This window comes from Vogesella indigofera (assembly GCF_003633895.1).
GTDB lineage: Bacteria > Pseudomonadota > Gammaproteobacteria > Burkholderiales > Chromobacteriaceae > Vogesella > Vogesella indigofera.
The window spans coordinates 34,038-57,878 of the sequence record NZ_RBID01000002.1 but is presented as its reverse complement, the minus strand read 5'-3'; the positions used below and the strand labels follow the sequence as shown (position 1 = coordinate 57,878).

The window sequence follows — 23,841 nt, the reverse complement described above, 5'->3', positions numbered from 1 at the left end:
GCTGCAGGGCGTAGTGCCGAGGGCGGGCATCGCCAACCGGCGCCGGCTGGAGTATTCTGCCATGGTCAGCTACAGGAGCATTCCGTGGAGTATTTTCCGATTTTCATGCGCCTTGCCGGCGAGCCGTGCCTGCTGGTCGGCGGCGGCGAGGTGGCGGTGCGCAAGGCGCGCCTGCTGCAATCGGCCGGCGCCCGGCTGACGGTGGTGGCGCCGCAGCTGGTGCCGGAGCTGGCCGCGATGGCGGCCGCCGGCGAGGTGTGCCATATCGACGCCTGTTTCCAGCCGGCACAGGTCTGCGGCCAGCGGCTGGTGGTGGCCGCCACCAACGAGCGCGAGGTCAACCGCCTGGTGTCGCAGACGGCGCAGGCGCTGGGCATTCCGGTCAATGTGGTGGATGACCCCGAGCTGTCCAGCTACATCACGCCGGCGATCGTCGACCGCTCGCCGCTGGTGATCGCGGTATCGACCGGCGGCGGCGTGCCGGTGCTGGCGCGGCTGATCCGCGCGCGACTGGAAAGCCTGATCCCGGCCGGTTTCGGCCGTCTGGCGCAGTTTGCCGCGCGTTTCCGCGACCAGGTCAAGGCGCGCTTCGGCAATGTCGAGGAGCGGCGGGCGTTCTGGGAGGCGGTGCTGGAAGGGCCGCTGGCGGAGCAGGTGATGAACGGCGACGAGCGCGCCGCCGAGGCCGACCTGCTGCAAAGGTTGGCCGCAGGCGATAGCACGCCGTCCGGCGCGGTGTACCTGGTCGGTGCCGGCCCCGGCAACCCCGACCTGCTCACCTTCCGCGCCCTGCGCCTGATGCAGCAGGCCGACGTGGTGCTGTACGACAATCTGGTGGCGCCGGAGCTGATGGAGCTGGTACGCCGCGATGCGGAACGCATCTTCGTCGGCAAGCAGCGCGCCAACCACACCATGCCGCAGGAAGAGATCAACACCCTGCTGGTGCGCCTAGCGCAAGAGGGCAAGCGCGTGCTGCGGCTGAAGGGCGGCGATCCGTTCACCTTCGGCCGTGGCGGCGAGGAAATCGAGCTGCTGGCCGAGCACCGCATCCCGTTCGAGGTGGTGCCCGGCATCACCTCGGCCAGTGGTGCCGCCGCCTACGCCGGCATCCCGCTGACCCACCGCGATCACGCGCAGGCGGTGGTGTTTGTTACAGGTCATAAAAAAGACGGTAGCATTCAGCTAGACTGGCCGGCACTGACGCGCCCGGATCAGACGGTGGTGGTATATATGGGGCTGGCGATGGCGGCCGAGATCTGCGACACCTTCATCGCGCACGGCAAGGCGGCGACCACGCCGGCGGCGGTGGTGCACCGTGCCACCACCGCGCAGCAGCGTACCGTGGTCGGCACGCTGGCCAGCCTGCCGGCCAAGATCGCGCAGAGCGGCATCGCCTCGCCGGCGCTGATCATCGTCGGCGACGTGGTGGCGCTGTCGTCGCGGCTGGGCTGGTTTCGTAGCGTCGAGGAAGTGGCGGTAACTCCCGACGCGCAGCAGTGAATCCAGGGCGGTGACGGCGCGGTACCGTCACCACGTCATAACGAGGACAATACCGGCTCGTCCGGAGCAAGACAATCATGGTAGGTGTACTGATCATTTCGCATGGCGAGCTGGGCTTGTGCCTGGCCGACTGTGCACGGCACGTGCTGGGGCGCGTGCCGGACAATCTGGCCATCCTCGGCGTCGAGAAACAAGACAATCCCGACGCACGGCTGCTGGACGCGCAGGCATTGATCGACAAGATCAATGACGGCAGTGGCGTGCTGGTGTTAAGCGACATGCTCGGCGGGACGCCTTGCAATATTGCCAGCCGCTTGCGTCAGCGCGGCGTGGTGGAGGTCGTTGCCGGCGTCAACCTGCCGATGCTGGTGCGCGCGCTGAGCTACAGCGCGCAGCCGCTGGAGGTGGTGGTCAGCAAGGCGATTACAGGGGGACTGGAAGGCGTGTACTACGTCATTCCCGAGGGAAAAGAATGAAAACACAGCAAATCGAGATCATCAACAAGCTGGGCCTGCACGCGCGCGCCTCCAGCAAGTTCACCCAGACCGCCAGCCGTTTCAAGGCCGAAGTCTGGATCGCGCGCAACGGCCGCCGCGTCAACGGTAAGAGCATCATGGGGGTGATGATGCTGGCGGCAGCGAAAGGCTCGCAAATCGAGCTGGAAACCAATGGCGAGGACGAGGATCTCGCGATGGCGGCCTTGGTCGAACTGATCAACAACCGCTTTGACGAGGCGGAATAACCGCCCGCAACAAGAACAGGTACCGGACAGGGGAGAGGGCGCAACATGAGCATCGTTTTGCACGGGGTACCGATCGGTGGCGGCATTGCCATCGGCCGTGCCCACTTGCTGTCGCAAAGCATGGATGACGTGGTGCATTACAGTATCGATGACCACGAAATCGCGGCAGAACAGCAGCGTTTCGACCAGGCGGTGCGGGCTACGCGCAAACAGCTGGAAATGCTGTGGGGCAGCATCCCGGAGAACGCCCCGGCCGAGCTGGGGGCGTTCCTGTCGCTGCACATCATGCTGCTGTCGGACGTGACCCTGACGCGCGACCCGCGCGAACTGATTGCCAGCCTGCGCTGCAACGCGGAGTGGGCGCTGAAACAGCAGTGCGACACCCTGATCGAGCAGTTCGACGCCATCGAGGAAGACTACCTGCGCGAACGCAAGCACGACGTGCTGCAGGTGGTGGAGCGGGTGTTCAAGAACCTCGGCGGTCACACCACCGAGCTGCAGCTGTCGGAAGGGCTGGACGGCGACGCCATCCTGGTGGCGCACGACCTGTCGCCGGCCGACATGGTCTACTTCAAGGATTCCAACGTCGCCGCCTTCGTTACCGATGTCGGCGGCGCCACCAGTCATACCGCCATTCTCGGCCGCAGCCTCGACCTGCCGTCGGTGATCGCGCTGCACCACGCGCGCGAGCTGGTGCGCGAGGACGAGCTGATCATCGTCGACGGCCAGCAGGGTGTGCTGCTGATCAACCCGGAACCGACGGTGCTGGCCGAGTACCGCCGCCGGCAGCGGGCCTGCGTCGAGGCGCGGCGCAAGCTGTCCAGCATCCGCAATACCGATGCCATCACCGAGGACGGCACCCCGATCGAGCTGCTGGCCAATATCGAGCTGCCGCAGGATGCGGCCAACGTGCTGCAAGCCGGCGCCGTCGGCGTCGGCCTGTTCCGCAGCGAATTCCTGTTCCTCGGCCGCGACAACCTGCCGTCGGAGGACGAGCAGTTCGACGCCTACCGCATGGTGGCGGAGCTGACCGGCGGCGCGCCGGTGACGGTGCGCACCATGGACCTCGGTGCCGACAAGAGTCCGCGCTGGCTCAATCACCAGCTGGCGGAAAACCCGGCGCTGGGGCTGACCGGCATCCGCCTGTGCCTGGCCGAGCCGCTGATGTTCCGCGCCCAGCTGCGCGCACTGCTGCGCGCCTCGGCCTTCGGCAAGATCCGCATCCTATTCCCGATGATCAACAGCCTGGGCGAGCTGAAGCAGTCGCTGACTCAGCTGGAGTACGCCAAGGCCGAGCTGCGCGCCGAAGGCATCGCCTTTGCCGAGGCGGTGGAAGTCGGCGCCATGATCGAGATCCCGTCGGCGGCGCTGGTGGTGGGCAGCTTCATCAAGCATGTCGACTTCCTCTCCATCGGCACCAACGACCTGATCCAGTACACGCTGGCGATCGACCGCAACGACGACACCGTCAGCCACCTGTACGATCCGATCCATCCGGCGGTGCTGAAGCTGATCTCCTACACCATCAAGACCGCCAGCAAGGCCGGGGTGCCGGTATCGGTGTGCGGCGAGATGGCCGGCGACGCGCGCCTGACCCGGTTGCTGCTGGGCATGGGCTTGCGCCGCTTCTCGATGCACCCGGCCAACCTGCTGGACGTGAAGCAGCAGGTACTGTCCAGCCACCTCGATGAAGTGGGACCGCACGTCGCGCGCATGCTTCGCAGCGAAGACCCTGATAGAATCGCCGATCTTCTGCAACAACTGAATGCCGGGCCGGACGCCTGATCCGGCTTTTTTCTTTTCTATGCTCAAAGACGCTATCGATCTGTCCGCCGTGCGCCGCGTGCTTGTCATCAAGCTGCGCCACCACGGCGACGTGCTGTTGTCGTCACCGGTGCTGTCGGTGCTGAAGACGCACGCGCCGCATGCCGAGATCGACGCGCTGGTGTATCACGACACCCGCGACATGCTGTCCGGCCATCCGGCGCTGTCGCAGCTGTTCACCATCGACCGGCAGTGGAAAAAGCTCGGTCTGCGTGGGCAGCTGGCCGCCGAGTGGCAGTTGCTAGCCGGGCTGAAAGCCCGCCACTACGATCTGGTGATCCAGCTGACCGAACACAAGCGTGGTGCCTGGCTGAGCCGCGTGCTGCGGCCGCGCTGGGCGGTGGCGCCGGGCGGCAATTTCGGCAAGTTCTTTGCCAACAGTTTCAGCCATCGTTACCCGGTGATCAGCGGCAATCGCCGCCATACCGTCGAAATCCACCTCGATGCCTTGCGCCGCCTCGGCATCTATCCGGCAGCCGACGAGCGCCGGCTGCGGCTGGTGGCGGGCGAAGCGGCCCAGCAGAGCGTGCGCCAGAAACTGGCGGCGCAGGGTGTCAGCGGCCGTTATCTGGTCATCCATCCGACCTCGCGCTGGCTGTTCAAAACCTGGCCTGCCGCGCGCATGGCGGCATTGATCGAGCAGTTGCGCGCGCAGGGCGAAACGGTGGTGCTGTCGGCGGCACCGGATCCGGCGGAGCTGGCACTGCTGGCCGATATCACCGGCCGGCTGTCGCAACCGGTGGCTTCGCTGGCCGGCCAGCTGAGCCTGAAGGAGCTGGCGGCGCTGATCGACGGCGCGCAGGCTTTCATCGGCATGGATTCGGTGCCGATGCACATCGCCGCGGCGATGCAGACGCCGTGCGTGGCGCTGTTCGGCCCCTCCGGCGACATCGAGTGGGGGCCGTGGCAGGTGGCGCACCGCCTGCTGCGCACCGAGCTGCCCTGCCGCCCGTGTGGCAAGGACGGTTGTGGCGGCGGCAAGCGTAGCGAATGCCTGGAGCTGATCACCGAAACACAGGTACTGGCAGCCTTCAACAGCCTGATGGCCGAGGTCGGCGCATGACGCGACTGGTGATCGTGCGGCAGAAATACAATCCGGCCGGCGGCGCCGAGCGTTTTGTCAGCCGTGCGCTGTCGGCGCTGTCGGCGCAGGGTGGACTGGAAGTGAACCTGATCGCGCGCAAGTGGGAATCGCTTTCCGGTGTGCGCGCCATTGCGGCCAACCCTTTCTATCTCGGCAGCGTCTGGCGCGACTGGGGCTTTGCCTGCGCCGCGCGCCGGATCTGGCAGCGCGAAGGCTTCGAGCTGGTGCAGTCGCACGAGCGCATCGCCGGCTGCGACATCTACCGCGCCGGCGACGGCGTGCACCGCCACTGGCTGCAACTGCGTCGCCGGGTGCTGTCGCGCTGGGGCCGCATTGCCTTGCAACTGAATCCCTACCACCACTACGTGCAGTGGATGGAGCGGCGCATGTTCCTGCATCCGCGCCTGAAAACGGTGATCTGCAATTCGCAGATGGTGAAGCGCGAGATCCAGCACTACTTCGGCTTGCCGGACGCGCGTTTTGCCGTGATTTACAATGGCGTCGATACCGCGGCTTTCCATCCGTCGCTGCGCGAACACCGTGCCACGATGCGTGCACAGTGGCAGATTCCGCCAGCGGCACCGTTGCTGCTGTACGTTGGCTCCGGTTTCGAGCGCAAGGGCGTGGCGCGTGCGCTGCAGGCCATCGTGCCGCACCCCGAGGTGCAGCTGCTGATTGTCGGCAAGGACAAGCACGCCGCGCAGTACCAAAGGTTGGCCGCAACGCTGGGCATCGCGTCGCGTGTACGTTTTGCCGGCGCGCAAAACGACGTCAAGCCGTTTTACGGTATGGCCGACGCCTTCATCCTGCCGACCTTGTATGACCCGTTTCCCAATGTCTGTGTCGAAGCGCTGGCCTGCGGTTTGCCGGTGTTCACCACGCAGCAGTGCGGTGCCGCCGAGCTGATCCGCGACGGCGACAACGGCTGGGTGGCCGATGCGCTGGACGGCGCCACCCTGCGCCAGCAGCTCGGCCAATGGCTGGCCAGCCGTGCCGAGTGGCCAAGCTTGGCCGCGGCGGCGCGGGCCAGTACCGCCGACCTCACGCTGGAGCAGATGGCCGGCCGTTTGCTGGCTTGCTACCGGCGCTTGCTGTGACAGGGCCCGGCTGGCGCCGGGCTGGTTTATAATCGTCTGTTTTATCGTTGGTTTTTCGCATGACAACTCCTTCTGCGGTCAGCAGTTTTGCGCTTTACAAGCGGGTGCTCGGCTACCTGAAGCCTTACTGGAAGGTGTTCATGGTGTCGCTGCTGTCGATGAGTATCGCCGCTGCCACCGAGCCGGCGTTTGCCCGGCTGATGAAACCGCTGATCGACGGCGGCTTCGTCAACAAGGACGGCTCGTCGCTGATCTGGGCACCGCTCGCCATTGTCGGCCTGTTCCTGGTGCGTGGGCTGACCAGCTACATCAACGAATACTCCACCAGCTGGCTGACCGGCCATCTGGTGCAGACGCTGCGCGAAGAGATGTTTGCCAAGCTGGTGCGCCTGCCGGTGAACTACTACGACGACCATCCGTCCGGACGGCTGCTGTCGCGCATCGCCTTTGACGTCAATCTGGTGACCGAAGCCGGTTTCAACGTGATCACAGTCACCGTCAAGGACGGCATCACCATCATCGGCCTGCTCGGCCTGCTGTTCTATACCGACTGGCAGCTGACGCTGATCTGCCTCGCGGTACTGCCGGTGGTGTCGCTGTGCGTGCGCCTGGTCAGCAAGCGCCTGCGCGGCCTGTCGCGGCAGAACCAGCAGAACATCGCGCAGCTGACCCAGGTGCTGGGCGAAACCATCGATTGCCACCGCGTGGTCAAGGTTTATGGCGGCGAAGGTTACGAGGCGCAGCGCTTCCAGCGCACGGCCGAAGCCATCCGTCACAACGGCGTCAAGCAAAGCGCCACCTCGTCGGCCAATACCGGCGTCACCCAGCTGTTCATCGCCTGCGCGCTGGCGGCGATCCTGTATTTCGCCGCGCTGCGTGCCCACAGCGGCAGTTTCACCGCCGGTGACTTCATGTCCTTCCTCACCGCGATGCTGATGCTGTTCGCACCGGTCAAGCGCATCACCAGTATTTCGCAGTCGCTGCAGAAAGGTCTTGCCGCCGCCGAAAGCGTGTTCGGCTTCCTCGACGAGCAGGGCGAACCGGACAACGGCACCCGCCGTCTGCAGGGCACGCGTGGCGAGCTGGCATTTGACAATGTGCAGTTCAGCTACCCCAATGCCGAGCGTCCGGCACTGCAGGACATCCGCTTTGCCATCAAGCCGGGTGAAACGGTGGCACTGGTCGGCTCCAGTGGTAGCGGCAAGACCACGCTGGTTAGCCTGATCCCGCGCTTTTACGAGCCGTCGGCAGGACAGATTACGCTGGACGGCATCCCTCTGACCGACATCGCCCTCGGCAGCCTGCGCCAGCACATCGCGCTGGTTAGCCAGGACGTGGTGCTGTTCAACGACAGCGTGGCGGCCAACATCGCCTATGGCCGCATCGGCGAAGTCAGCCGCGAACAGGTTGTCGACGCCGCCCGCGCCGCCAACGCGCTGGAATTCATCGAGGCGATGCCGCAGGGCTTTGACACCATCATCGGCGAAAACGGTGTGCGCCTGTCCGGCGGCCAGCGCCAGCGGCTGGCGATTGCCCGCGCATTGCTGAAAAACGCGCCGATCCTGATCCTGGACGAGGCAACCAGCGCGCTGGATACCCAGTCCGAGCGTCTGGTACAGGCGGCGTTGGAGAACCTGATGCAGAACCGCACCACACTGGTGATCGCCCACCGCCTGTCCACCATCGAGCACGCCGACCGCATCGTGGTGATGCACCAGGGGCGCATTGCCGAAGTCGGCAACCATGCCGCACTGATCGCGCAGGATGGCCTGTACGCCAACCTGCACCGCCTGCAGTTCAAGGAGCCCGCGCATGACTAAGCCGGTGCTGACCATCGTCCATACCGAATCATCGCTGGGCTGGGGCGGGCAGGAACACCGTACCTTCAAGGAGATGGTCGGCCTGCGCAAGCTGGGCCACCGCATGATCCTGCTGTGCCAGCCCAAGGCCAAGTTCGGCGCCCGTGCGTGCGAGGCCGGCTTCGAGGTATTTGAAGTCCGCATGCGCAACGGCATCGATCTGCCGGCGGCGTGGCGTATGGCGGCCATCATCCGTCGCGTGCAGGCCGATGTGGTCAACACTCACAGCGGCCGCGACAGCATTCTCGGCGGTCTGGCCGGTCTGCTGGCCGGCCGTCTGGTGGTGCGCACCCGCCATCTGGCGCTGCCGATCACCTCGCGTTTCACCTACACCACGCTGCCGCACCATGTCGTCAGTGTCAGCGAGCATGTGCGCCGCTACCTGATGAGCGAGGGCGTGCTGGAGTCGCGCGTGTCTACCGTGTATACCGGCATCGACCCACAGGTGATGCAACTGGATGGGCCGTCCACGCTGCGCGCCGAACTGGGGATTGCCGACAACGCCCGCGTGATCGGCACCGTGGCCATCCTGCGCATGAAAAAGGGGCACCGTTTCATTGTGGAGGCGGCCGACCGCATTCTGGCCGCGCATCCGGACACCCATTTCGTGTTTGCCGGCGACGGCGCGCAGATGGACAACCTCAAGACGCTGATTGCGGCCAAAGGCTTGGCCGCACGCATTCACCTGCTCGGCCTGCGCCGCGACATTGCCAACGTGCTGGCCGGCTGCGATCTGTTCCTGCTGCCGACCGAGCAGGAAGCGCTGGGCACCTCCTATATCGAGGCGATGGCGATGGGCCTGCCGGTGGTGGGCACCAATGTCGACGGCGTGCCGGAAGTGGTCCGCGACGGTCACAACGGCCTGCTGATCGCACCGGGTGATGCCGCCAGTCTGGCCGAAGCGGTCAACCGCCTGCTGGGCGACGACACGCTGCGCCAGCGCATGGCGGGGCGCAGCCGCGAGCTGGTGTCGTCGGTGTTCCACGTCGATACCATGTGCCAGTCGATGCTGGACCTGTATCGTCGCCTGCTGGCACAACGGGGGCAGGGATGAAACAGGCCAAAGCCATTCCGGTACTGATGTACCACCACGTCAGCCCCAGCCCCGGCCTGGTGACGGTCTCGCCGCAGACCTTCGAACACAATATGCGCTGGCTGGCGGAAAATGGCTGGACCACCATCCGTTGCGACGACCTTGCCGGTTTTCTGGCCGGCCGGCCGCTGCCCGACAAAAGTGTGCTGGTCACCTTTGACGACGGTTATCTCGACAACTGGGTCTACGCCCATCCCGTGCTGCAGCGCTACGGCCAGCAGGCCACGCTGTTCACCATTACCGGCTGGATCGGTGACGGTGCGGTGCGTCCGCACGACGGCTGTGGCCAACCCTTGCCGGCCACGCCTGATCACAATGGCTGCAAGCAGGCGGTGGCCGACGGCCGCCACGATGCGGTGATGATGCGCTGGAGCGAGATCGAGGCGGCGCGTGCCGCCGGCACCTTCGAGTTTCACAGTCATACCCACAGCCATGCCCGCTGGGACAAGCTGTGTGCCAGTCGCGAAGACAAGCGCGAACGGCTGGCCGCCGATCTGGCACAGTCGCGTGCCACGCTGCAGGCGCGGCTGGGTTCGGTCAACGATCACCTGTGCTGGCCGCAGGGCTATTTTGACGACGACTACCTGGCCGTGGCCGACGCCGCCGGTTTCCGTCACCTGTACACGGTGGACAAGACGCTCAACACCCGCACCACCTCGCCACGGCACATCGGCCGCATCGTGACCAAGGACCGCCGCGACAGCTGGTTTGGCCGCCGCCTCGGCCTGTATCGCAGCCCGCTACTGGGCCGCGCCTATCTGGCGTTGCGGGGCAAATAATGGGCACCCGCATCCGTGAAAACCTGCTGGCGTGGGGGCTGGGCTTGGCCCGCCGTTTCGACCGCCGCGCGCCGGACCCGGCCGAGCTGGGTACCGTGGCCATCCGCCGCATCCTGGTGATGTCCTGCACCGCCATCGGCGACACGCTGTTATCCACACCGGCCATCCGCAGCCTGCGCCAGCGCTACCCGCAGGCGCGCATCGTGCTGCTGGTCAACGCGCCGTATCACGGTCTGTTTGCCGATAATCCCGACATCGACGACCTGATCGACTACCACGGCGGCTATCGCCGTTTTGTGCGTCTGGCGCTGGCACTGCGCCGCGAGCGTTTCGATCTGGTGGCCATTCTGCATGCCAACGAGCCGCAGGCCACGCCGCTGGCGTATCTGAGCGGTGCCCGCTGGCGCTTCAAGCTGCCCAACAACAGCCGTTTCCGTTTTTTGCTCAGCAATCACCAGCAGGTCAGCAACTGGCGCGATTTCACCCACGGCATTGACCAGCGCCTGGCCGTGGCCGCGCTGGCCGGTGCAGACGGCAGCGACAAGCACATGATCCTGCCGGTATCGGCACAGAACCGCGATGCGGTGGCTGGCTGGCTGCAACAGCAATACGGCATCACCCCGCAGCAGCCGGTGATCGGTTTCCAGGTAGGCGCCTCGACCGCCAGCCGGCGCTGGCGGCCGGAGCGCTATGCCGAGCTGGCGCAGCGCCTGCTTGCGGCCAACCCAAGCTTACGCATCGTGGTGACCGGCTCGCCACAGGAGCGGGCGCTGGCCGATGCCGTTGCCGGCGCGGTCAACGACGCGCGGCTGGTGGTGACGGCAGGGCAGTTGCCGCTGACGCGGATGCCGGCGCTGGTACAGCGTTTTGCCTGTCTGGTGACGCCGGACACCGGCATCATGCACATGGCGATTGCGGTGGGCACGCCGATCGTCGGCCTGTTTGCCGCCGCGCACTGGCACGGCTCCGGCCCGACCACCGAGCTGCAACGCCATATCGTGATCCAGAAACACCGCACCTGCGAACCCTGCCTCGGCAAACGCTGCCGATATGCGGCGCCGCCGTGCATGGACAACATTACGGTTGACGAAGTGCTGGCCGCCTGTGAGCACCAGTTGTCGTTGCAACCGGAGAATTCTCAATGACAACCCGAACCAGAATCCTGTTGCTGGATACCGGCAATGAATGGGGCGGCGGGACCAATAGCCTGTTCGAGCTGCTCAAGCGCATCGATCGCGAGCGTTTTGACATCACCTGCCTGTTTTACCGCGATTACAGCAAGGGCCAGAGCACGCTGTCGCGCGAGCTGGCCGCTATCGGCATGCCGCTGCGGCTGTTACCGCAGCGCAAGCAGCCGCTGTGGGCCAAGCTGGCCAAGGAACTGGCGCGTGGCCTGCTAGCCTGGCATAAGCCCTGGCGCCAGGCCCTGGTCAAGCGCATCGAGCACGCCTGGCGCATTGCGCCCAATGCCGCCGCGATTGCGCGCCAGCTGCGTGACGAGCGCTTTGACCTGCTGTACATGAACAACCAGCCGCGTTCCAACCTGGAAGGCTATCTGGCGGCCGAACAGAGCGGCGTGCCGGTAGTGCAGCATTGCCGCATCGAGCCGCTGATGGATGCCGCCGATGCCGCCATCGTCAACCGGGTGGCCAGCAAGGTGATCGGTGTCTCCAACGGCGTGGTCGGGGCACTGGTTCGTCACGGCGTGCAGCCGGACAAGTGCGTGGCGGTGCTCAACGGCATCGACCCGGCGCAGACCTTGCCGGATGGCGCTGCAGTGCGGGGGACGTTGCTGGTAGGTCGCGAGCACGAAATCGTGCTGGGTGCGGTCGGGCAACTGGTGGAACGCAAGGGGCTGCGCTTCTTGCTGCAGGCGACGGCCGAACTGGTGCGGCGCCAGCTGCCGGTGCGCCTGCTGTTGGTCGGCGACGGCCCGCAGCGCGCCGAACTGGAAAGGTTGGCCGCAAGCCTCGGCATTGCCGGGCAGGTGGTGTTTGCCGGCTTCCAGCCGCAGCCGCTGGCCTATACCGCGGCGATGGACGTCTGCGTGCTGGTGTCGCAAAGCGAGGGCCTGCCGCGGGTGCTGCTGGAGGCGATGCTGCTGGCCAAGCCGGTAGTGGCCTCACGCGTGGTTGGCTCGCAGGAGCTGGTCGCCGATGGCGACAGCGGCCTGCTGGTACCGTATGGCGACAGCGCGGCGCTGGCCGAGGCGCTGGCTAAACTGGTGGCCGATGCCGGCCTGCGTCAGCGCATGGGGCAGGCCGGGGAGGTGCGGGTCAAGGCGCAGTACACCATCGCCCGCTACGTGGCCGGTACCGAGGCCATTCTGGCGGAGGCGGCGCGCAAACCATGATCTACGTGCTGCTGACCTATCTGCTGGCGCCGTGGTGGTGGCTGGCCAAGCGCTTGCAGCGCCGGGGCAAGATCGAGCGCATCCTGCTGGTGCAGACTGCCAAGATCGGCGACATGCTGTGTGCCACGCCGGTGATCCTGGCGCTGCGGCAGCACTATCCCGACGCGCAACTCACCGTGCTGCACGCGCCGGTCACCGGCAAGATCATTGCCGGCCTGAGCGAGGTCGACCACTGCATCGCCATCCGCTCCGACTCCTGGCGCGGCTGGGCGGGGAAATGGCGGCTGGCGCAGCTGATTGCTGGCGGGCGCTACGACCTGGCGGTCAACCTGTCACCGTCGCTACCGATACTGTGCGGGCTGATCTGGTCCGGTGTGCCGCGCACGCTGTCCATCATGCCGACCAAGGTTGGCCGCACGCTGGCCGCGCTGCGCCACTGTATCGACCTGACCGAACAGCATCGCCCGGGCGAACTGGTACTGGCTACCAAGCAGCGCCTGTTGCAGCAGCAGGGCATCGCCATGGGCCTGCGCAAGAAAATGGCCATCGCCGTCAGCGGCGAAACCGTGTGTGACCGGCTGGGTGTTACCCCTGACCATTCCGCCATCGGACTGGCGATCTCCAGCGCCAACAAACTGAAGGAGCTGGGCGAGGACTTGCTGGCGGCGCTGGTGACGCGGCTGTTGCAGGATTATCCGGGACAGGTGGTGCTGATCGGCGGCCCGGAAGACGGCCCCTGTGCTGCTGCCGTGGTGGGTCGCGTGAAGGGCGCCGAACGCGTGATCAATGCCGCCGGCGCCTTCCAGCTGGACGAGCTGCCGGCGCTGATGCAGCGCTTGAAGCTGTTCATCGGCGTCGACTCCGGTCTGACCTATCTGGCGGATACCTTCGACGTGCCTATGGTCGTGATCGTCGGGCCGGTGGATTTTCGCGAGCAGCGACCGCTGGGGCCGCAAGTACGTTTCGTGTCGAAACAGCCACCCTGCTATCCGTGTGCCTTTGTATTCAACGCCCCTTATACCTGCAAGACGGGTGATCGAGCCTGTATCCGCACTGTTGCGGTTGGGGACATCCTGGCGGCAGCGAAAGAAGCCCTGAATGACTGATACTCGCCCTTCTTCCTCTCTGGCGCGCTACGGGGCGCTGCTGGAGAAACCGCTGTTCTTCCTGATTGCTCTGTTCTGTTTTGCCTCGGCCTCGACTGCGCTGACCGGCCTCATGAATGTCTCTTTTTTCATGGCTGTCATCCTTTGGACTGGCTGGCTGCTGTGCGTGCGGCCAACTCTGCCGTGGCGTAGTGGGATATTCCGCCTGTTTATGCTGCTGGTACTGGTGTTTGTCGTCTCGCTGCTGCTCAATGGCGACTGGCTGGCCAACAACCTCAACGAGTTCAAGAAGGACCACCTGAAGCCGTTGCTGGTATTTCTGGTGGCGTGCAGCTTTATCCGTCGCGAGCAGCAGGTTCGCATCATTCTGCTGGGCTTTGTGCTGGGCTTTGCCCTGCGCTCGTTATTGGTGCTGGCTTATTACGGCCTTGATCTGGCTTGGCTGGCACCGTACCGGCGCGGCTATGCGATGGATGCGGTGTTCTATCTGTCATTGACTTCGGTGTTGTTGCTATATGGGCAGGACTGGCTGTCGCGCCGTTGGCGCGTGCTGCTGGTGGTGATGTGGGGTGTGGAAATGCTGAACCTGGTGTTGCACCAGAGCCGGACACCACTGTTGGTCATCGTCGCCAGCCTGCTGTTGTTGCTGCTGCTTAACGGCTCGTGGCGTAAGAGCCTGCTATTGCTGCTCGGGTGCGTGATCTCAGCGGCAGGGCTATTTGCTGCCAAGCCTGAACTGTGGCAGCGCTATGCTTCCACATTCCGTAGTGACACTTACCAACAGGATCCGGCTCTGCTGGAACGCCAGGGTATCTGGGTTGCGACCGACTTTCTGATCCGCCAGCAGCCGGTACTTGGTTATGGGCCCGGCTGGCGCAAGCTGGCACTGCTGGCACGGCATGAGCAGTTACTGAAGTATCTGCAGGCTGGAACTCACCCACGAAATCGTTCTGCCTATTTATATTTCACTGGACGAGCATATCCGTATGGCAAAGCCAACCCTCACAGTCTGTACTTTCAGGTGGCGCTGGAAACCGGCTTGTTGGGTTTGCTGGTGTACCTGTCATTCCTGTTGGCGATACTGTGGCTGGCATTTCGTCAAGTTTGGCGGCAGACGGTACGCCATCCGGTTGCCAGCAGTCTGTTGGTCATCATCCCGGCCTTCTTGCTGGTGGGGTTTGCCAATGGCATGTGGGCAAATGCGGTGTTACTGATGATGCTGGCAGGCATGCTGCTGTCGCAGGTGGTGCTCCGTTCCGGCTCTTCTTCGGGAAAACTGGCATGAAGATTTTGGTGATACGCCGTGACAATATTGGCGATCTGGTTTGTACCACGCCATTGATAGCAGCTCTGCGTGAAAAATATCCGCAAGCAGCAATCTATGCACTGGTCAATGACTACAACAAGGACGTGCTGGATGGGCACCCGCTGCTGGATGGCGTGTACTTCTATACCAAACTGAAGCACCGCGGAGCGGGGGATTCGGTTGTGCGGGTAATCTGGCGCAAGCTGATGACCTACCTTGCGTTGCGGCGCGAGCATTTTGATTACGCGATTGTGGCCGGCTCGGGTTATCCCAAGAATGCCGTACGTCTGGCAAAGGCCGCCAGACCGAAACATGTGATCAGTTTTGTGTCGGAGGGGACAGACTATGATGGCATCGTGGACTACCCGATCCCCTTCACGCGGGATCATGTATTCCGTCATGAAGTAGAGTGTCTTGCCGAACTTTTGTTACCGCTTGGTGTGACTCAAGCTCCTGGCAGGCTGAATTTGCCTGCTGTTGTGGTGCCTGATGTCTTGGCCCGACGTTTTTCCACCAGGCAGCGCCCGGTTATCGCCTTGCACATCAGTGCCCGCGAGAACAGCCGGGTCTGGGCAGTCGAGCATTTTTGCGAGGTGATCCGTACCTGCTTGTCGCGGGACGTGGATTTCCTGTTGTTGTGGGCGCCAGGCGCCGCCGATGATCCTCGTCATCCGGGGGATGATGAGAAAGCGGATTACATTCGCAGCCAGTTCCCGGAGCACGAGCGTTTGGTGTTTTATCCCACCCGGACGGTCAAGGAGTTGATGGCAGCATTTTCTTGTGCCGATCTGGCGGTGTGTTCGGATGGCGGCGGTCTGCATCTCGCGGCAGGGAGCGGGGCCAGCGTGGTTGGCTTGTTCGAGCATCTCGATAAAAAGACCAAGCATTGGTATCCGTGGCAGGTGCCGCACCGGGTGCTGACCTCCGGTTCCGAACAGGACTGGCAGGTTGCCCATATTCCTGTGCCGGCTGTTGTGGATGCAATCGATGACTTGCTGCCACAGGCGGCTGGGGAAGAGTAGCGACCGAGTCGTTTCTGAAAACGTTGAGTTGTTGTGATTGCGGCCAACCTTGTCCAAGGTTGGCCGCAATGTTTTTGATGCCTTGTCCGCTGCAAGCTGGGATCAGAAGAAACGGTTGACCTCGGCCACCACCTCGTCGTCCAGCGTGCCGGCGGCCTGTGCCAGCGCCAGTCGCGCCTGCAGGAAGTTGTAGCGTGCCTGCGCCAGCGCGCGGATGGCGTCCTGGTAGTCCTTTTCCGCGTTGAGCAGGTCGAGGTTGGTGCGCACGCCGACGTCCTTGCCGAGGCGGGTGGCGTCGAGCTTGCTCTTGGCGGAGACCAGCAGCTGTTCCTGCGCCTTGACCAGCGCCGCGCCGTTGCTGACGCCCAGCCAGCTGCGGCGCACGTTCTGTGCGTTCTGGCGGCGGGTGACTTCCAGGTCCTCGCGTGCCTTGTCGCGGTTGGCCGCGGCTTCAGTCACTTGCGAGTCGATGGCACCGCCGGCGTACAGCGGCAGTGTCAGGCTGAGGCCGAGGCTGCTGCCGCGCGTGGTGTCGCGGCCGCTGGCGACGCTGCTGGCGTCGGTGCTGCGGTTGTGGCTGTAGCCGGCGTTGAGGCTGACCGTGGGCAGGTGCTTGCCGCGCGCTTCGTCCAGGTTCTTTTCGGCCAGTGCCAGCTGCTGCTGTTGCAGCTGCAGCGCCAGGCTGTTCTGCTGCGCGCGTTGCGTCCATGTCTCCAGCGTGCCGAGGTCGGCGGCGCTCAGTTGTGGCTTGTCGCGCAGGCGGCGGATGCTTTCCGGGTTGAGGCCGGTCAGCTGCGCCAGCGCGTTGCGCTTGAGGTCGAGGTCGCTGAGGGCGGCGATTTCCTGGGCGGTGGCGGCGTCGTAGCCGGCCTGTGCCTCGTGGGTGTCGGTGATGGTGGCGGTGCCGACCTCGAACGCCTTGCGCGCCTGTGCCAGCTGACGCTCGTAGGCGCTCTTGGTGGCGCGGGTGACGTTGAGCACGTCCTCGGCCAGCAGCGCGTCGAAGTAGGCTTTTGCGACGTCGATCACCAGTTGCTGGCCGCTGGCGTCGAACTGCAGCTGCGCCACGGTGCTGGCGATCTTGCCCTTCTGGTAGCCGCTGTAGCTGGCGGTGTCGAACAGCGGTTGCGTCAGCTGCACGCCGAGGCTGTCGCTGCGGTAATTGCCGGCCGCCGGTTGCAGCGGCTTGGTCTGGGTGCTGGCGGCGCTCAGCCCGATGCTGGGCAGCAGCAGCGCGCGACCCTGGACCGCCTTTTCGGCACCGGCACGGTTGGCGGCGCTGGCGCTGGCGTAGCCGGCATCGTATTGGCGCGCGGCCTGCAGCGCCTGCAGCAGGTCGAAGGCGTGGGCCGGGGCGGCGAGGGCGCTGCCGAGCAGGGCGCCAAGGCCTAGGGTGCGGATGAGCTTCATAGTGGGCATTCCGGTTGCATCATGAAAGCGGTGAAGCCTCTACCTTACCCAATTCCGGTAGCGGCTTCACTCGGGATTGATTAATTTGTTTGCGGGCGCTTGACGCCGAACCACTGCGCGTACAGCGCCGGCAGGAACAGCAGCGTCAGCACGGTGGCCACCAGCAGGCCGCCCATGATCGCCACCGCCATCGGCCCCCAGAAGGTGCTGCGCGACAGCGGGATCATCGCCAGGATCGCCGCCAGCGCGGTGAGCATGATCGGGCGGAAGCGGCGCACGGTGGAGCCGACGATGGCCTCGAAGCGGTCGATGCCCTCGCCGATGTCGGTCTCGATCTGGTCGACCAGGATCACCGAGTTGCGCATGATCATGCCGAACAGCGCGATCACCCCCAGCATCGCGACAAAGCCGAACGGCGCGCCGAACAGGATCAGCGTCAGCGTGACGCCGATCAGTCCCAGCGGCGCGGTCAGCACCACCAGCAGCGTGCGCTGGAAGCTGCCGAGCTGGATCATCAGCAGCGTCAGCACCACCACCAGCATCAGCGGCGTCACCTTGGCGATCGCGCCCTGCGAGTTCTGGCTCGCTTCCAGCGAGCCGCCCAGCTCGATGTGGTAGCCCAGCGGCAGCGTCTTCTCCAGCTGCTGCAGCTTGGGCCACAGCGCCTTGGAGATGTCGGCGGCCTGCACGCCGTCGGCGGCATCGGCGCGCACCGTCACCGTCGGCAGCCGGTTGCGGCGCCAGATGATGCTTTCCTCCGGCTGGTAGCTGATGCTGCCCAGCTGCGCCACCGGCACGTACTTGCCGCTGGCGGTCTGCACCATCAGGCTGCCCAGCGCGTCCACCTGCTCGCGGCCGGCGTTGTCCAGCCGCGCCACGATGCCGATGCTGCGGTCGCCTTCACGCCATTCACTGACGGTGCTGCCGCTGATCAGCAACTGCAGCTGGCGGCTGAGCGACTGGCTGGAGACGCCCAGCACCCGCGCCTTGTCCTGGTCGATCTCCACCCGCAGCGCCTTCACCTGCTCGCCCCAGTCGATGTTGACGTGGCGGGCACCGGGATGGGCGCGCAACAGCGTTTCAACGTTGGCCGCAATGCTGCGCACCTTGGCGTGGTCCTCGCCCATCACGCGGAACTGCACCGCGTAGCCGACCGGCGGGCCGTTCTCCAGCCGCGTGACGCGGCCGCGCACCATCGGGAAGTCGCGCTCGAACAGCGTTTCCAGCTTGTGCTTGACGTCTTCGCGCACCTTTTCGTCGCGCGTCATCACCATCAGCTGCGCATAGTTCAGGTGCTGCTGCTGCTGGTCCAGCGGCAGGTAGAAGCGCGGGCTGCCGCCGCCGACGTAGGCGGTGGTGCTGACCACGTGCGGGTCGTCCTTGATCAGCGCCTCCAGCTTGCGTACTTCGGCCTCGGTGGCCTGGTAGCTGGCGCCCTGCGGCAGCCACATGTCCACCATCAGCTCGACGCGGTTGGAGGAGGGAAAGAACTGCTGCTGCACGAACAGCTTGAACGCCACCAGTGACAGCAGGAACGCGGCCGCGGTCAGCGCGATCACCGTCTTGCGGTGGTCGAGGCACCACTCCACCGTGGCGCGGAAGCGCAGGTAGAACGGCTTGTGGTAGACGTCCTCGTGCGCACTGCCGGCGTGGTGTTCCGGCAGCAGCTTGTAGCCGAGGTAGGGCACGAACACCACCGCCACGATCCACGACAGCAGCAGCGCGATGCTGACCACCGAGAACAGGCTGAACACGTACTCGCCGGCGTTGGAGCGGGCCATGCCCACCGGCAGGAAGGTGGCCGCGGTGAGCAGGGTGCCGGTCAGCATCGGGAAGGCGGTGCTGGTGTAGGCAAAGGTGGCGGCCTGGAACTTGTTCCAGCCCTGTTCCAGCTTCAGCGCCATCATTTCCACCGCGATGATGGCGTCGTCGACCAGCAGGCCCAGCGCGATGATCAGCGAGCCGAGCGAGATGCGCTGCAGGTCGATGCCGAGCAGGTACATGGCGAGGAAGGTCATCGCCAGCACCAGCGGGATGGACAGCGCCACCACGATGCCGTTGCGCACGCCCAGGCTGAGGAAGCACACCGCCAGCACGATCACCACCGCCTCGATCAGCACCTTCATGAATTCGCCGACCGCGTTCTTCACCACCTGCGGCTGGTCGGACACCGAGTGGATCTGCATGCCGACCGGCAGCTTGTTCTGTACTTCCTGCATCAGCAGCTGCAGGTTGTTACCCAGTTTCAGCACGTCGCCGCCCTGTTTCATGCTGATGGCGAGACCAAGCGCCGGCTTGCCGTCAAAACGCATGCCGAACGACGGCGGGGTGACGAACTGGCGCTCGACCGTGGCGATATCGCCCAGACGGAAACTCTTGCCACCGGCACTGAGCGGGGTGTCGGCAATGGCCGCCACCGAGCCGTAGCTGCCGGAGACGCGCACCCAGATGCGGTCGCTGGCGGTGTCGTAATTGCCGGCCGGCGTCATCGCGTTCTGCTCCGCCAGCGCGCTCCAGATGGTGCGCGCGTCCAGCTGCAGCGCCGCCAGCTTGGCGTTGGACAGCGTCACGTAGATGCGCTCTTCCTGTTCGCCGATCAGGTCCACCTTGCCGACGTCGGGCAGGCGCAGGATCTCCTGGCGCACACCGTCGACGTAGCGGCGCACCTCTTCGTAGCTGAAGCCGTCGCCGGTAAAGGCGTAGATGTTGCCGAAGGTGTCGCCGAACTCGTCGTTGAAGAACGGGCCGCGGATGTCGGTGGGCAGGGTGTGGCGGATGTCGCCGAGTTTCTTGCGCACCGTGTACCACAGTTGCTGCACGTTCTTGGGCGGCACATCCTCGCGGATCGACAGGATCAGCAGCGCTTCACCCGGCTTGGTGTAGCTCTTCACGTACTCCAGCTCGCCCATTTCCTGCAGCTTCTTCTCGATCTTGTCGGTGACCTGCTGCTCGGTCTCCAGCGCGGTGGCGCCGGGCCACAGCACGCGCACCATCATCGCCTTGAAGGTGAATTCCGGGTCTTCCTTCTGTCCCAGCTGGGTGTAGGCGAACAGTCCGGCCACCATCAGCACCACCATCAGGTACTGCACCAGCGAGCCGTTGCGCAGCGCCCATTCCGACAGGTTGATTTTTTTCATCATCGCCGTCCCTTATTGCTGCAGCAGGCTGACGCGCTGGCCGTCGCGCAGCAGGTGGACACCGGCGGTGACCACTTTCTCGCCGCCGGCAAGGCCGGACTGCAGTGTCACGCCCTGGCTGTCGAGGCGGGCGACCTGCACCGCCTTGCGGCCAACCTTGTTGCTGCCGTCGATCAGCCACACGTAGTGCTTGCCGTTCTCGTCGAGAATGGCGCTGTGCGGCAGGCGGATGGCGCGTTGGCCGCCGGCGGCCAGCGCGCTGATGCGCGCGGTCATGCCCAGCCGCACGCTGTCGTCGCTGGCCGCCAGCTGCAGCCGCGCGGCGTAGGTGCGGGTGGCCGGGTCGGCGTCGGCGGCCAGCTCGCGCAGGCTGGCATCCAGCTCGCGACCGTCGGCCCACAGCGCCACCTTGAAGCCGCTGGCGCGACGCACCCGTTCCAGCGCGTTTTCCGGCACCTGGAACAGCACCTCGCGTGCACCGTCGGCGGCGAGGCGGGCGACCACCTGGCCGGCGGCGACCACCATGCCCGGCTCGGCGCTGATCTCGCTGACCACGCCGTCACTGTCGGCCAGCAGCGAGGTGTAGCTGCCCTGGTTGCGGCTGGCGGCCAGTGCCGCCTGCGCCTGCTGCAGGCTGGCGCGCGCGCTGCTGACCGCCGCCTGCTGGCGGTCGACCTGCGACTGGCTGATGAAGGACTGGCCCAGCAACTCGCGGAAGCGCTGCAGGTCGGCCTGCTGCTGCTGCAGATTGGCCTGTGCCGCCGCCAGCTGTGCCGCCTTGGCCTGACTGTCGAGCTGGTAATCGCTGGCATCCAGTACCGCCAGCACCTGGCCGCGCCGCACGCGCTCGCCGCTGTTGACGCGCTTTGCCACCACCTTGCCGGCGACGCGGAAGGCGAGGCGGCTTTCCTGGCGGGCACGGACTTCGCCGCTGAATTGCTGGCTGCTGGCAGCGTCGCTGCTGCTGGCGGTGGTGTAGCGGACCGGGCGGATCTCCTCGACCGGTTTGACCTCGTCCTGGCAGGCGGACAGGGTCAGCAGCAGTGCGCTGGCCAGGGCCAGCCGGTGGTAGTGCGGTGCCATCGTGATTTCCTCGTTGCGTTTTATTGTTGTGGCTGACGGCCGGACATCAGGCCGTTAAGCATCAGGTCCAGCGACAGTTCCAGATACTGCAGTGGCGGCATGGAACGGTGCTGGCTGTCGGTGATCACCTTGCCGAAGGAGCAGCGCCAGGTCATGGTCAGCATCATCGGCGCCACCAGGGTGTCGACCACCGCGTGTGGGTTGATGTCGCGGAATTCGCCGCGGGCGACGCCGCGCTGCAGGATGCGCAGCAGCATGTTGTGGCTGGGCTCGATCACCTCGTGGTGGTAGAAGCGCGCCAGCTCCGGGAAGTTGGTGGCCTCGGCGAACATCAGCTTGCAGATGCCGGCCAGCGGCGATTCGCCGACTTCCATCCACCAGCGCCGCATCATCAGCCGCAGCAGCTCGGCGCTGCTGCCGTCGAATTGCTGCTCCAGCTCGGCAAAGCTGGCCAGCCGCGTCACCAGGTTCTCGCGCAGCACCGCCTTGAAGATGTCTTCCTTGTTCTCGAAGTACAAATAGGGCGTGCCCTTGGTGACGCCGGCGGCCTTGGCGATGTCTTCCATCTTGGTGGACTTGAAGCCGCGCTCGACAAACAGCGCCAGTGCCGCATCCAGGATCTCCGCCGGGCGGACTTCCTTGCGGCGGTGCCAGCGGGTGATCGGACAGCAGGATGGTTTGCTCATGGCGGTGTTCTCTGAATACTTGTTCATTAATCTGATGGCCGGACTTTAGTGCAAGAGCTCGGTATCGGCAATTAATAAATCGAAATTTATTTGCAAATGGCGTATTGGCGATGGCGGCCTGTTGCAGCGTTGCCAACAGCCGCTTAATCGCGGCCGGATGTGCACAAACGCCAGCCGAATCGGCCGTGCTTGGGTAGAATGCGGCGCAGCAATAGCTGTTTCTGATTCCGACTACCGTGGAGATGCCCCGTGAGCGTAGCCCCCATCGACAAGGCCGCGATTCTGGCCGAAGCGCTGCCATATATCCGCAGCTTCAACAACAAGACCATCGTGGTGAAATACGGTGGCAACGCGATGACCGACGACAAGCTGAAGGAAGACTTCGCCAAGGACATCGTGCTGCTGAAACTGGTCGGCCTCAACCCGGTGGTGGTGCACGGCGGCGGCCCGCAGATCAATGAGCTGCTGGAGCGCGTCGGCAAGGAAGGCCAGTTCATCCAGGGCATGCGCGTCACCGACAGCGAAACCATGGACGTGGTGGAAATGGTGCTCGGCGGTCTGGTGAACAAGGAAATCGTGTCGCTGCTGAACAAGCACGGCGGCAAGGCGGTCGGCATCACCGGCAAGGACGGCCACTTCATCCGCGCCAGCAAGCTGTACCTGAAATCGGAATCCGATGAAAACATCGACATCGGCCAGGTCGGCGACATCGAGCACATCGACCCGAGCCTGGTGGCGCTGCTGGACAGCCACGACTTCATCCCGGTGATCGCGCCGATCGGTGTCGGCAAGGACGGCGAGGCCTACAACATCAACGCCGACGTGGTCGCCGGCAAGCTGGCGGAAACGCTGAAGGCGGAAAAGCTGGTGCTGATGACCAACACCCCCGGCGTGCTGGACAAGCAGGGCAAGCTGCTGACCGGCCTGACCGCGGCCAAGGTCGACGAACTGTTTGCCGACGGCACCATCAGCGGCGGCATGCTGCCGAAGATCAGCTCGGCGCTTGACGCGGCCAAGAGCGGTGTCAACTCGGTGCACATCATCGACGGCCGCGTACCGCACGCGCTGCTGCTGGAAATCCTCACCGACGAAGGCGTCGGCACCATGATCAAGGCCGGCTGATTCCGCGCCTGTTCCCTGCCAAAGGCCGCTGTTGCGGCCTTTTTCTTTTGGTCCTGGCTGGCGGCTGTCTATATTGAACGCAATACGGTTCTACTCCGGCATATGCCGGGCGGTCATCAAGGGGGAGGGCGGCATGCAAACAGTGCGACAACTGCTGGAAAACAAGGCAATCAAGGAGCTGATCAGCGTCGGGCCGGAAATGACGGTGTTCCAGGCGCTGCAGGTGATGGCGGAACGCGACGTCGGTGCCATCCTGGTGATGGAGATGGGCGACGTGGTCGGCATTTTCTCCGAGCGCGACTATGCGCGGCGCATCGTGCTGCTGGGGCGCACCTCGGCCGGCACCAAGGTGCGCGACATCATGACCAGCAAGGTGATCTTCGTGAGTCCGGAGCAGAGCATCGGCGAGTGCATGGCACTGATGACCGAGCGCCGTATCCGCCACCTGCCGGTGATGGAGGACAATCGCGTGATCGGCCTGCTGTCGATCGGCGACCTGGTGCACGCCACCATCGCCGAGCAGCAGTTCGTGATCGAGCAGCTGGTGAAGTACATCCGTACCTGATACAGGCGGTGCCAGCCGCGCTGCAGCCGGGGCTGCAAAAACCACAAAAGGTTGGCCGCATACGTTGCGGCCA

General features: G+C 64.9%; 20 protein-coding genes. 16 read left to right on the top strand and 4 right to left on the bottom strand.

What is annotated here, in order from left to right; all coding sequences use genetic code 11:
• Positions 1-84: 84 nt before the first annotated feature.
• From cysG to C8E02_RS00980, 14 genes are all read left to right on the top strand, one after another.
• A complete protein-coding gene (gene cysG, locus C8E02_RS01045) occupies positions 85-1,500 on the top strand; it encodes a siroheme synthase CysG (RefSeq protein ID WP_120809317.1) in 1,416 nt (471 codons plus the stop codon).
• 77 nt (positions 1,501-1,577) lie between these two features.
• Positions 1,578-1,976 carry a PTS sugar transporter subunit IIA gene (locus C8E02_RS01040; RefSeq protein ID WP_047967916.1) on the top strand — a complete coding sequence of 133 codons (399 nt, stop codon included), beginning with the start codon at positions 1,578-1,580 and terminating at the stop codon, positions 1,974-1,976.
• Complete coding sequence (locus C8E02_RS01035; RefSeq protein ID WP_047967915.1) at positions 1,973-2,242, top strand: HPr family phosphocarrier protein; 270 nt, start codon at positions 1,973-1,975, stop codon at positions 2,240-2,242. Before C8E02_RS01040 ends, C8E02_RS01035 begins: the two co-directional genes overlap by 4 nt.
• A 45-nt stretch (positions 2,243-2,287) precedes the next feature.
• Positions 2,288-4,027: a phosphoenolpyruvate--protein phosphotransferase gene (ptsP, locus tag C8E02_RS01030; RefSeq protein ID WP_047967914.1), complete on the top strand. Its 1,740-nt coding sequence runs from the start codon at positions 2,288-2,290 to the stop codon at positions 4,025-4,027.
• Positions 4,028-4,046: 19 nt separating this feature from the next.
• Positions 4,047-5,129: a putative lipopolysaccharide heptosyltransferase III gene (gene rfaQ, locus C8E02_RS01025; RefSeq protein WP_120809316.1), complete on the top strand. Its 1,083-nt coding sequence runs from the start codon at positions 4,047-4,049 to the stop codon at positions 5,127-5,129.
• Positions 5,126-6,247 carry a glycosyltransferase family 4 protein gene (locus tag C8E02_RS01020; RefSeq protein ID WP_120809315.1) on the top strand — a complete coding sequence of 374 codons (1,122 nt, stop codon included), beginning with the start codon at positions 5,126-5,128 and terminating at the stop codon, positions 6,245-6,247. Before rfaQ ends, C8E02_RS01020 begins: the two co-directional genes overlap by 4 nt.
• A gap of 59 nt (positions 6,248-6,306) precedes the next feature.
• Positions 6,307-8,067 carry a lipid A export permease/ATP-binding protein MsbA gene (gene msbA / locus C8E02_RS01015; RefSeq protein ID WP_047967911.1) on the top strand — a complete coding sequence of 587 codons (1,761 nt, stop codon included), beginning with the start codon at positions 6,307-6,309 and terminating at the stop codon, positions 8,065-8,067.
• Positions 8,060-9,160 (top strand): glycosyltransferase family 4 protein, encoded by a 1,101-nt coding sequence (locus C8E02_RS01010; protein WP_120809314.1) that lies wholly within the window; start codon positions 8,060-8,062, stop codon positions 9,158-9,160. Before msbA ends, C8E02_RS01010 begins: the two co-directional genes overlap by 8 nt.
• On the top strand, positions 9,157-9,978 hold the full coding sequence (locus tag C8E02_RS01005; protein ID WP_120809313.1) for a polysaccharide deacetylase family protein: 822 nt from the start codon (positions 9,157-9,159) through the stop codon (positions 9,976-9,978). Before C8E02_RS01010 ends, C8E02_RS01005 begins: the two co-directional genes overlap by 4 nt.
• Positions 9,978-11,123 (top strand): glycosyltransferase family 9 protein, encoded by a 1,146-nt coding sequence (locus C8E02_RS01000; protein WP_120809312.1) that lies wholly within the window; start codon positions 9,978-9,980, stop codon positions 11,121-11,123. The genes C8E02_RS01005 and C8E02_RS01000 overlap by 1 nt, the downstream gene beginning before the upstream one ends.
• Positions 11,120-12,331: a glycosyltransferase gene (locus tag C8E02_RS00995; protein WP_120809311.1), complete on the top strand. Its 1,212-nt coding sequence runs from the start codon at positions 11,120-11,122 to the stop codon at positions 12,329-12,331. The genes C8E02_RS01000 and C8E02_RS00995 overlap by 4 nt, the downstream gene beginning before the upstream one ends.
• Positions 12,328-13,437 (top strand): glycosyltransferase family 9 protein, encoded by a 1,110-nt coding sequence (locus C8E02_RS00990; RefSeq protein ID WP_120809310.1) that lies wholly within the window; start codon positions 12,328-12,330, stop codon positions 13,435-13,437. The genes C8E02_RS00995 and C8E02_RS00990 overlap by 4 nt, the downstream gene beginning before the upstream one ends.
• A complete protein-coding gene (locus C8E02_RS00985; protein ID WP_120809309.1) occupies positions 13,430-14,722 on the top strand; it encodes an O-antigen ligase family protein in 1,293 nt (430 codons plus the stop codon). Before C8E02_RS00990 ends, C8E02_RS00985 begins: the two co-directional genes overlap by 8 nt.
• On the top strand, positions 14,719-15,765 hold the full coding sequence (locus C8E02_RS00980; protein ID WP_120809308.1) for a glycosyltransferase family 9 protein: 1,047 nt from the start codon (positions 14,719-14,721) through the stop codon (positions 15,763-15,765). Before C8E02_RS00985 ends, C8E02_RS00980 begins: the two co-directional genes overlap by 4 nt.
• A 102-nt stretch (positions 15,766-15,867) precedes the next feature.
• On the opposite strand, the gene C8E02_RS00975 is transcribed toward C8E02_RS00980, so the two are convergent.
• From C8E02_RS00975 to C8E02_RS00960, 4 genes are all read right to left on the bottom strand, one after another.
• Positions 15,868-17,175 carry a TolC family outer membrane protein gene (locus tag C8E02_RS00975; protein ID WP_120809307.1) on the bottom strand — a complete coding sequence of 436 codons (1,308 nt, stop codon included), beginning with the start codon at positions 17,173-17,175 and terminating at the stop codon, positions 15,868-15,870.
• Between the two features lie 80 nt (positions 17,176-17,255).
• On the bottom strand, positions 17,256-20,315 hold the full coding sequence (locus tag C8E02_RS00970; protein ID WP_120809306.1) for an efflux RND transporter permease subunit: 3,060 nt from the start codon (positions 20,313-20,315) through the stop codon (positions 17,256-17,258).
• A gap of 9 nt (positions 20,316-20,324) precedes the next feature.
• On the bottom strand, positions 20,325-21,395 hold the full coding sequence (locus tag C8E02_RS00965) for an efflux RND transporter periplasmic adaptor subunit (protein ID WP_120809305.1): 1,071 nt from the start codon (positions 21,393-21,395) through the stop codon (positions 20,325-20,327).
• A gap of 20 nt (positions 21,396-21,415) precedes the next feature.
• Complete coding sequence (locus tag C8E02_RS00960) at positions 21,416-22,081, bottom strand: TetR/AcrR family transcriptional regulator (RefSeq protein ID WP_047968425.1); 666 nt, start codon at positions 22,079-22,081, stop codon at positions 21,416-21,418.
• A gap of 249 nt (positions 22,082-22,330) precedes the next feature.
• Here C8E02_RS00960 and argB point away from each other — a divergent pair, with 249 nt between their 5' ends.
• Together argB and C8E02_RS00950 are read left to right on the top strand one after the other, a co-directional pair.
• Entirely contained in the window at positions 22,331-23,203 is an 873-nt protein-coding gene (gene argB, locus C8E02_RS00955; RefSeq protein WP_120809304.1) for an acetylglutamate kinase, read from the top strand.
• A 133-nt stretch (positions 23,204-23,336) separates the two neighbouring features.
• Positions 23,337-23,768, top strand: a complete 432-nt coding sequence (locus tag C8E02_RS00950; RefSeq protein WP_047968419.1) for a CBS domain-containing protein — start codon at positions 23,337-23,339, stop codon at positions 23,766-23,768.
• The last annotated feature ends 73 nt before the right edge of the window (positions 23,769-23,841 follow it).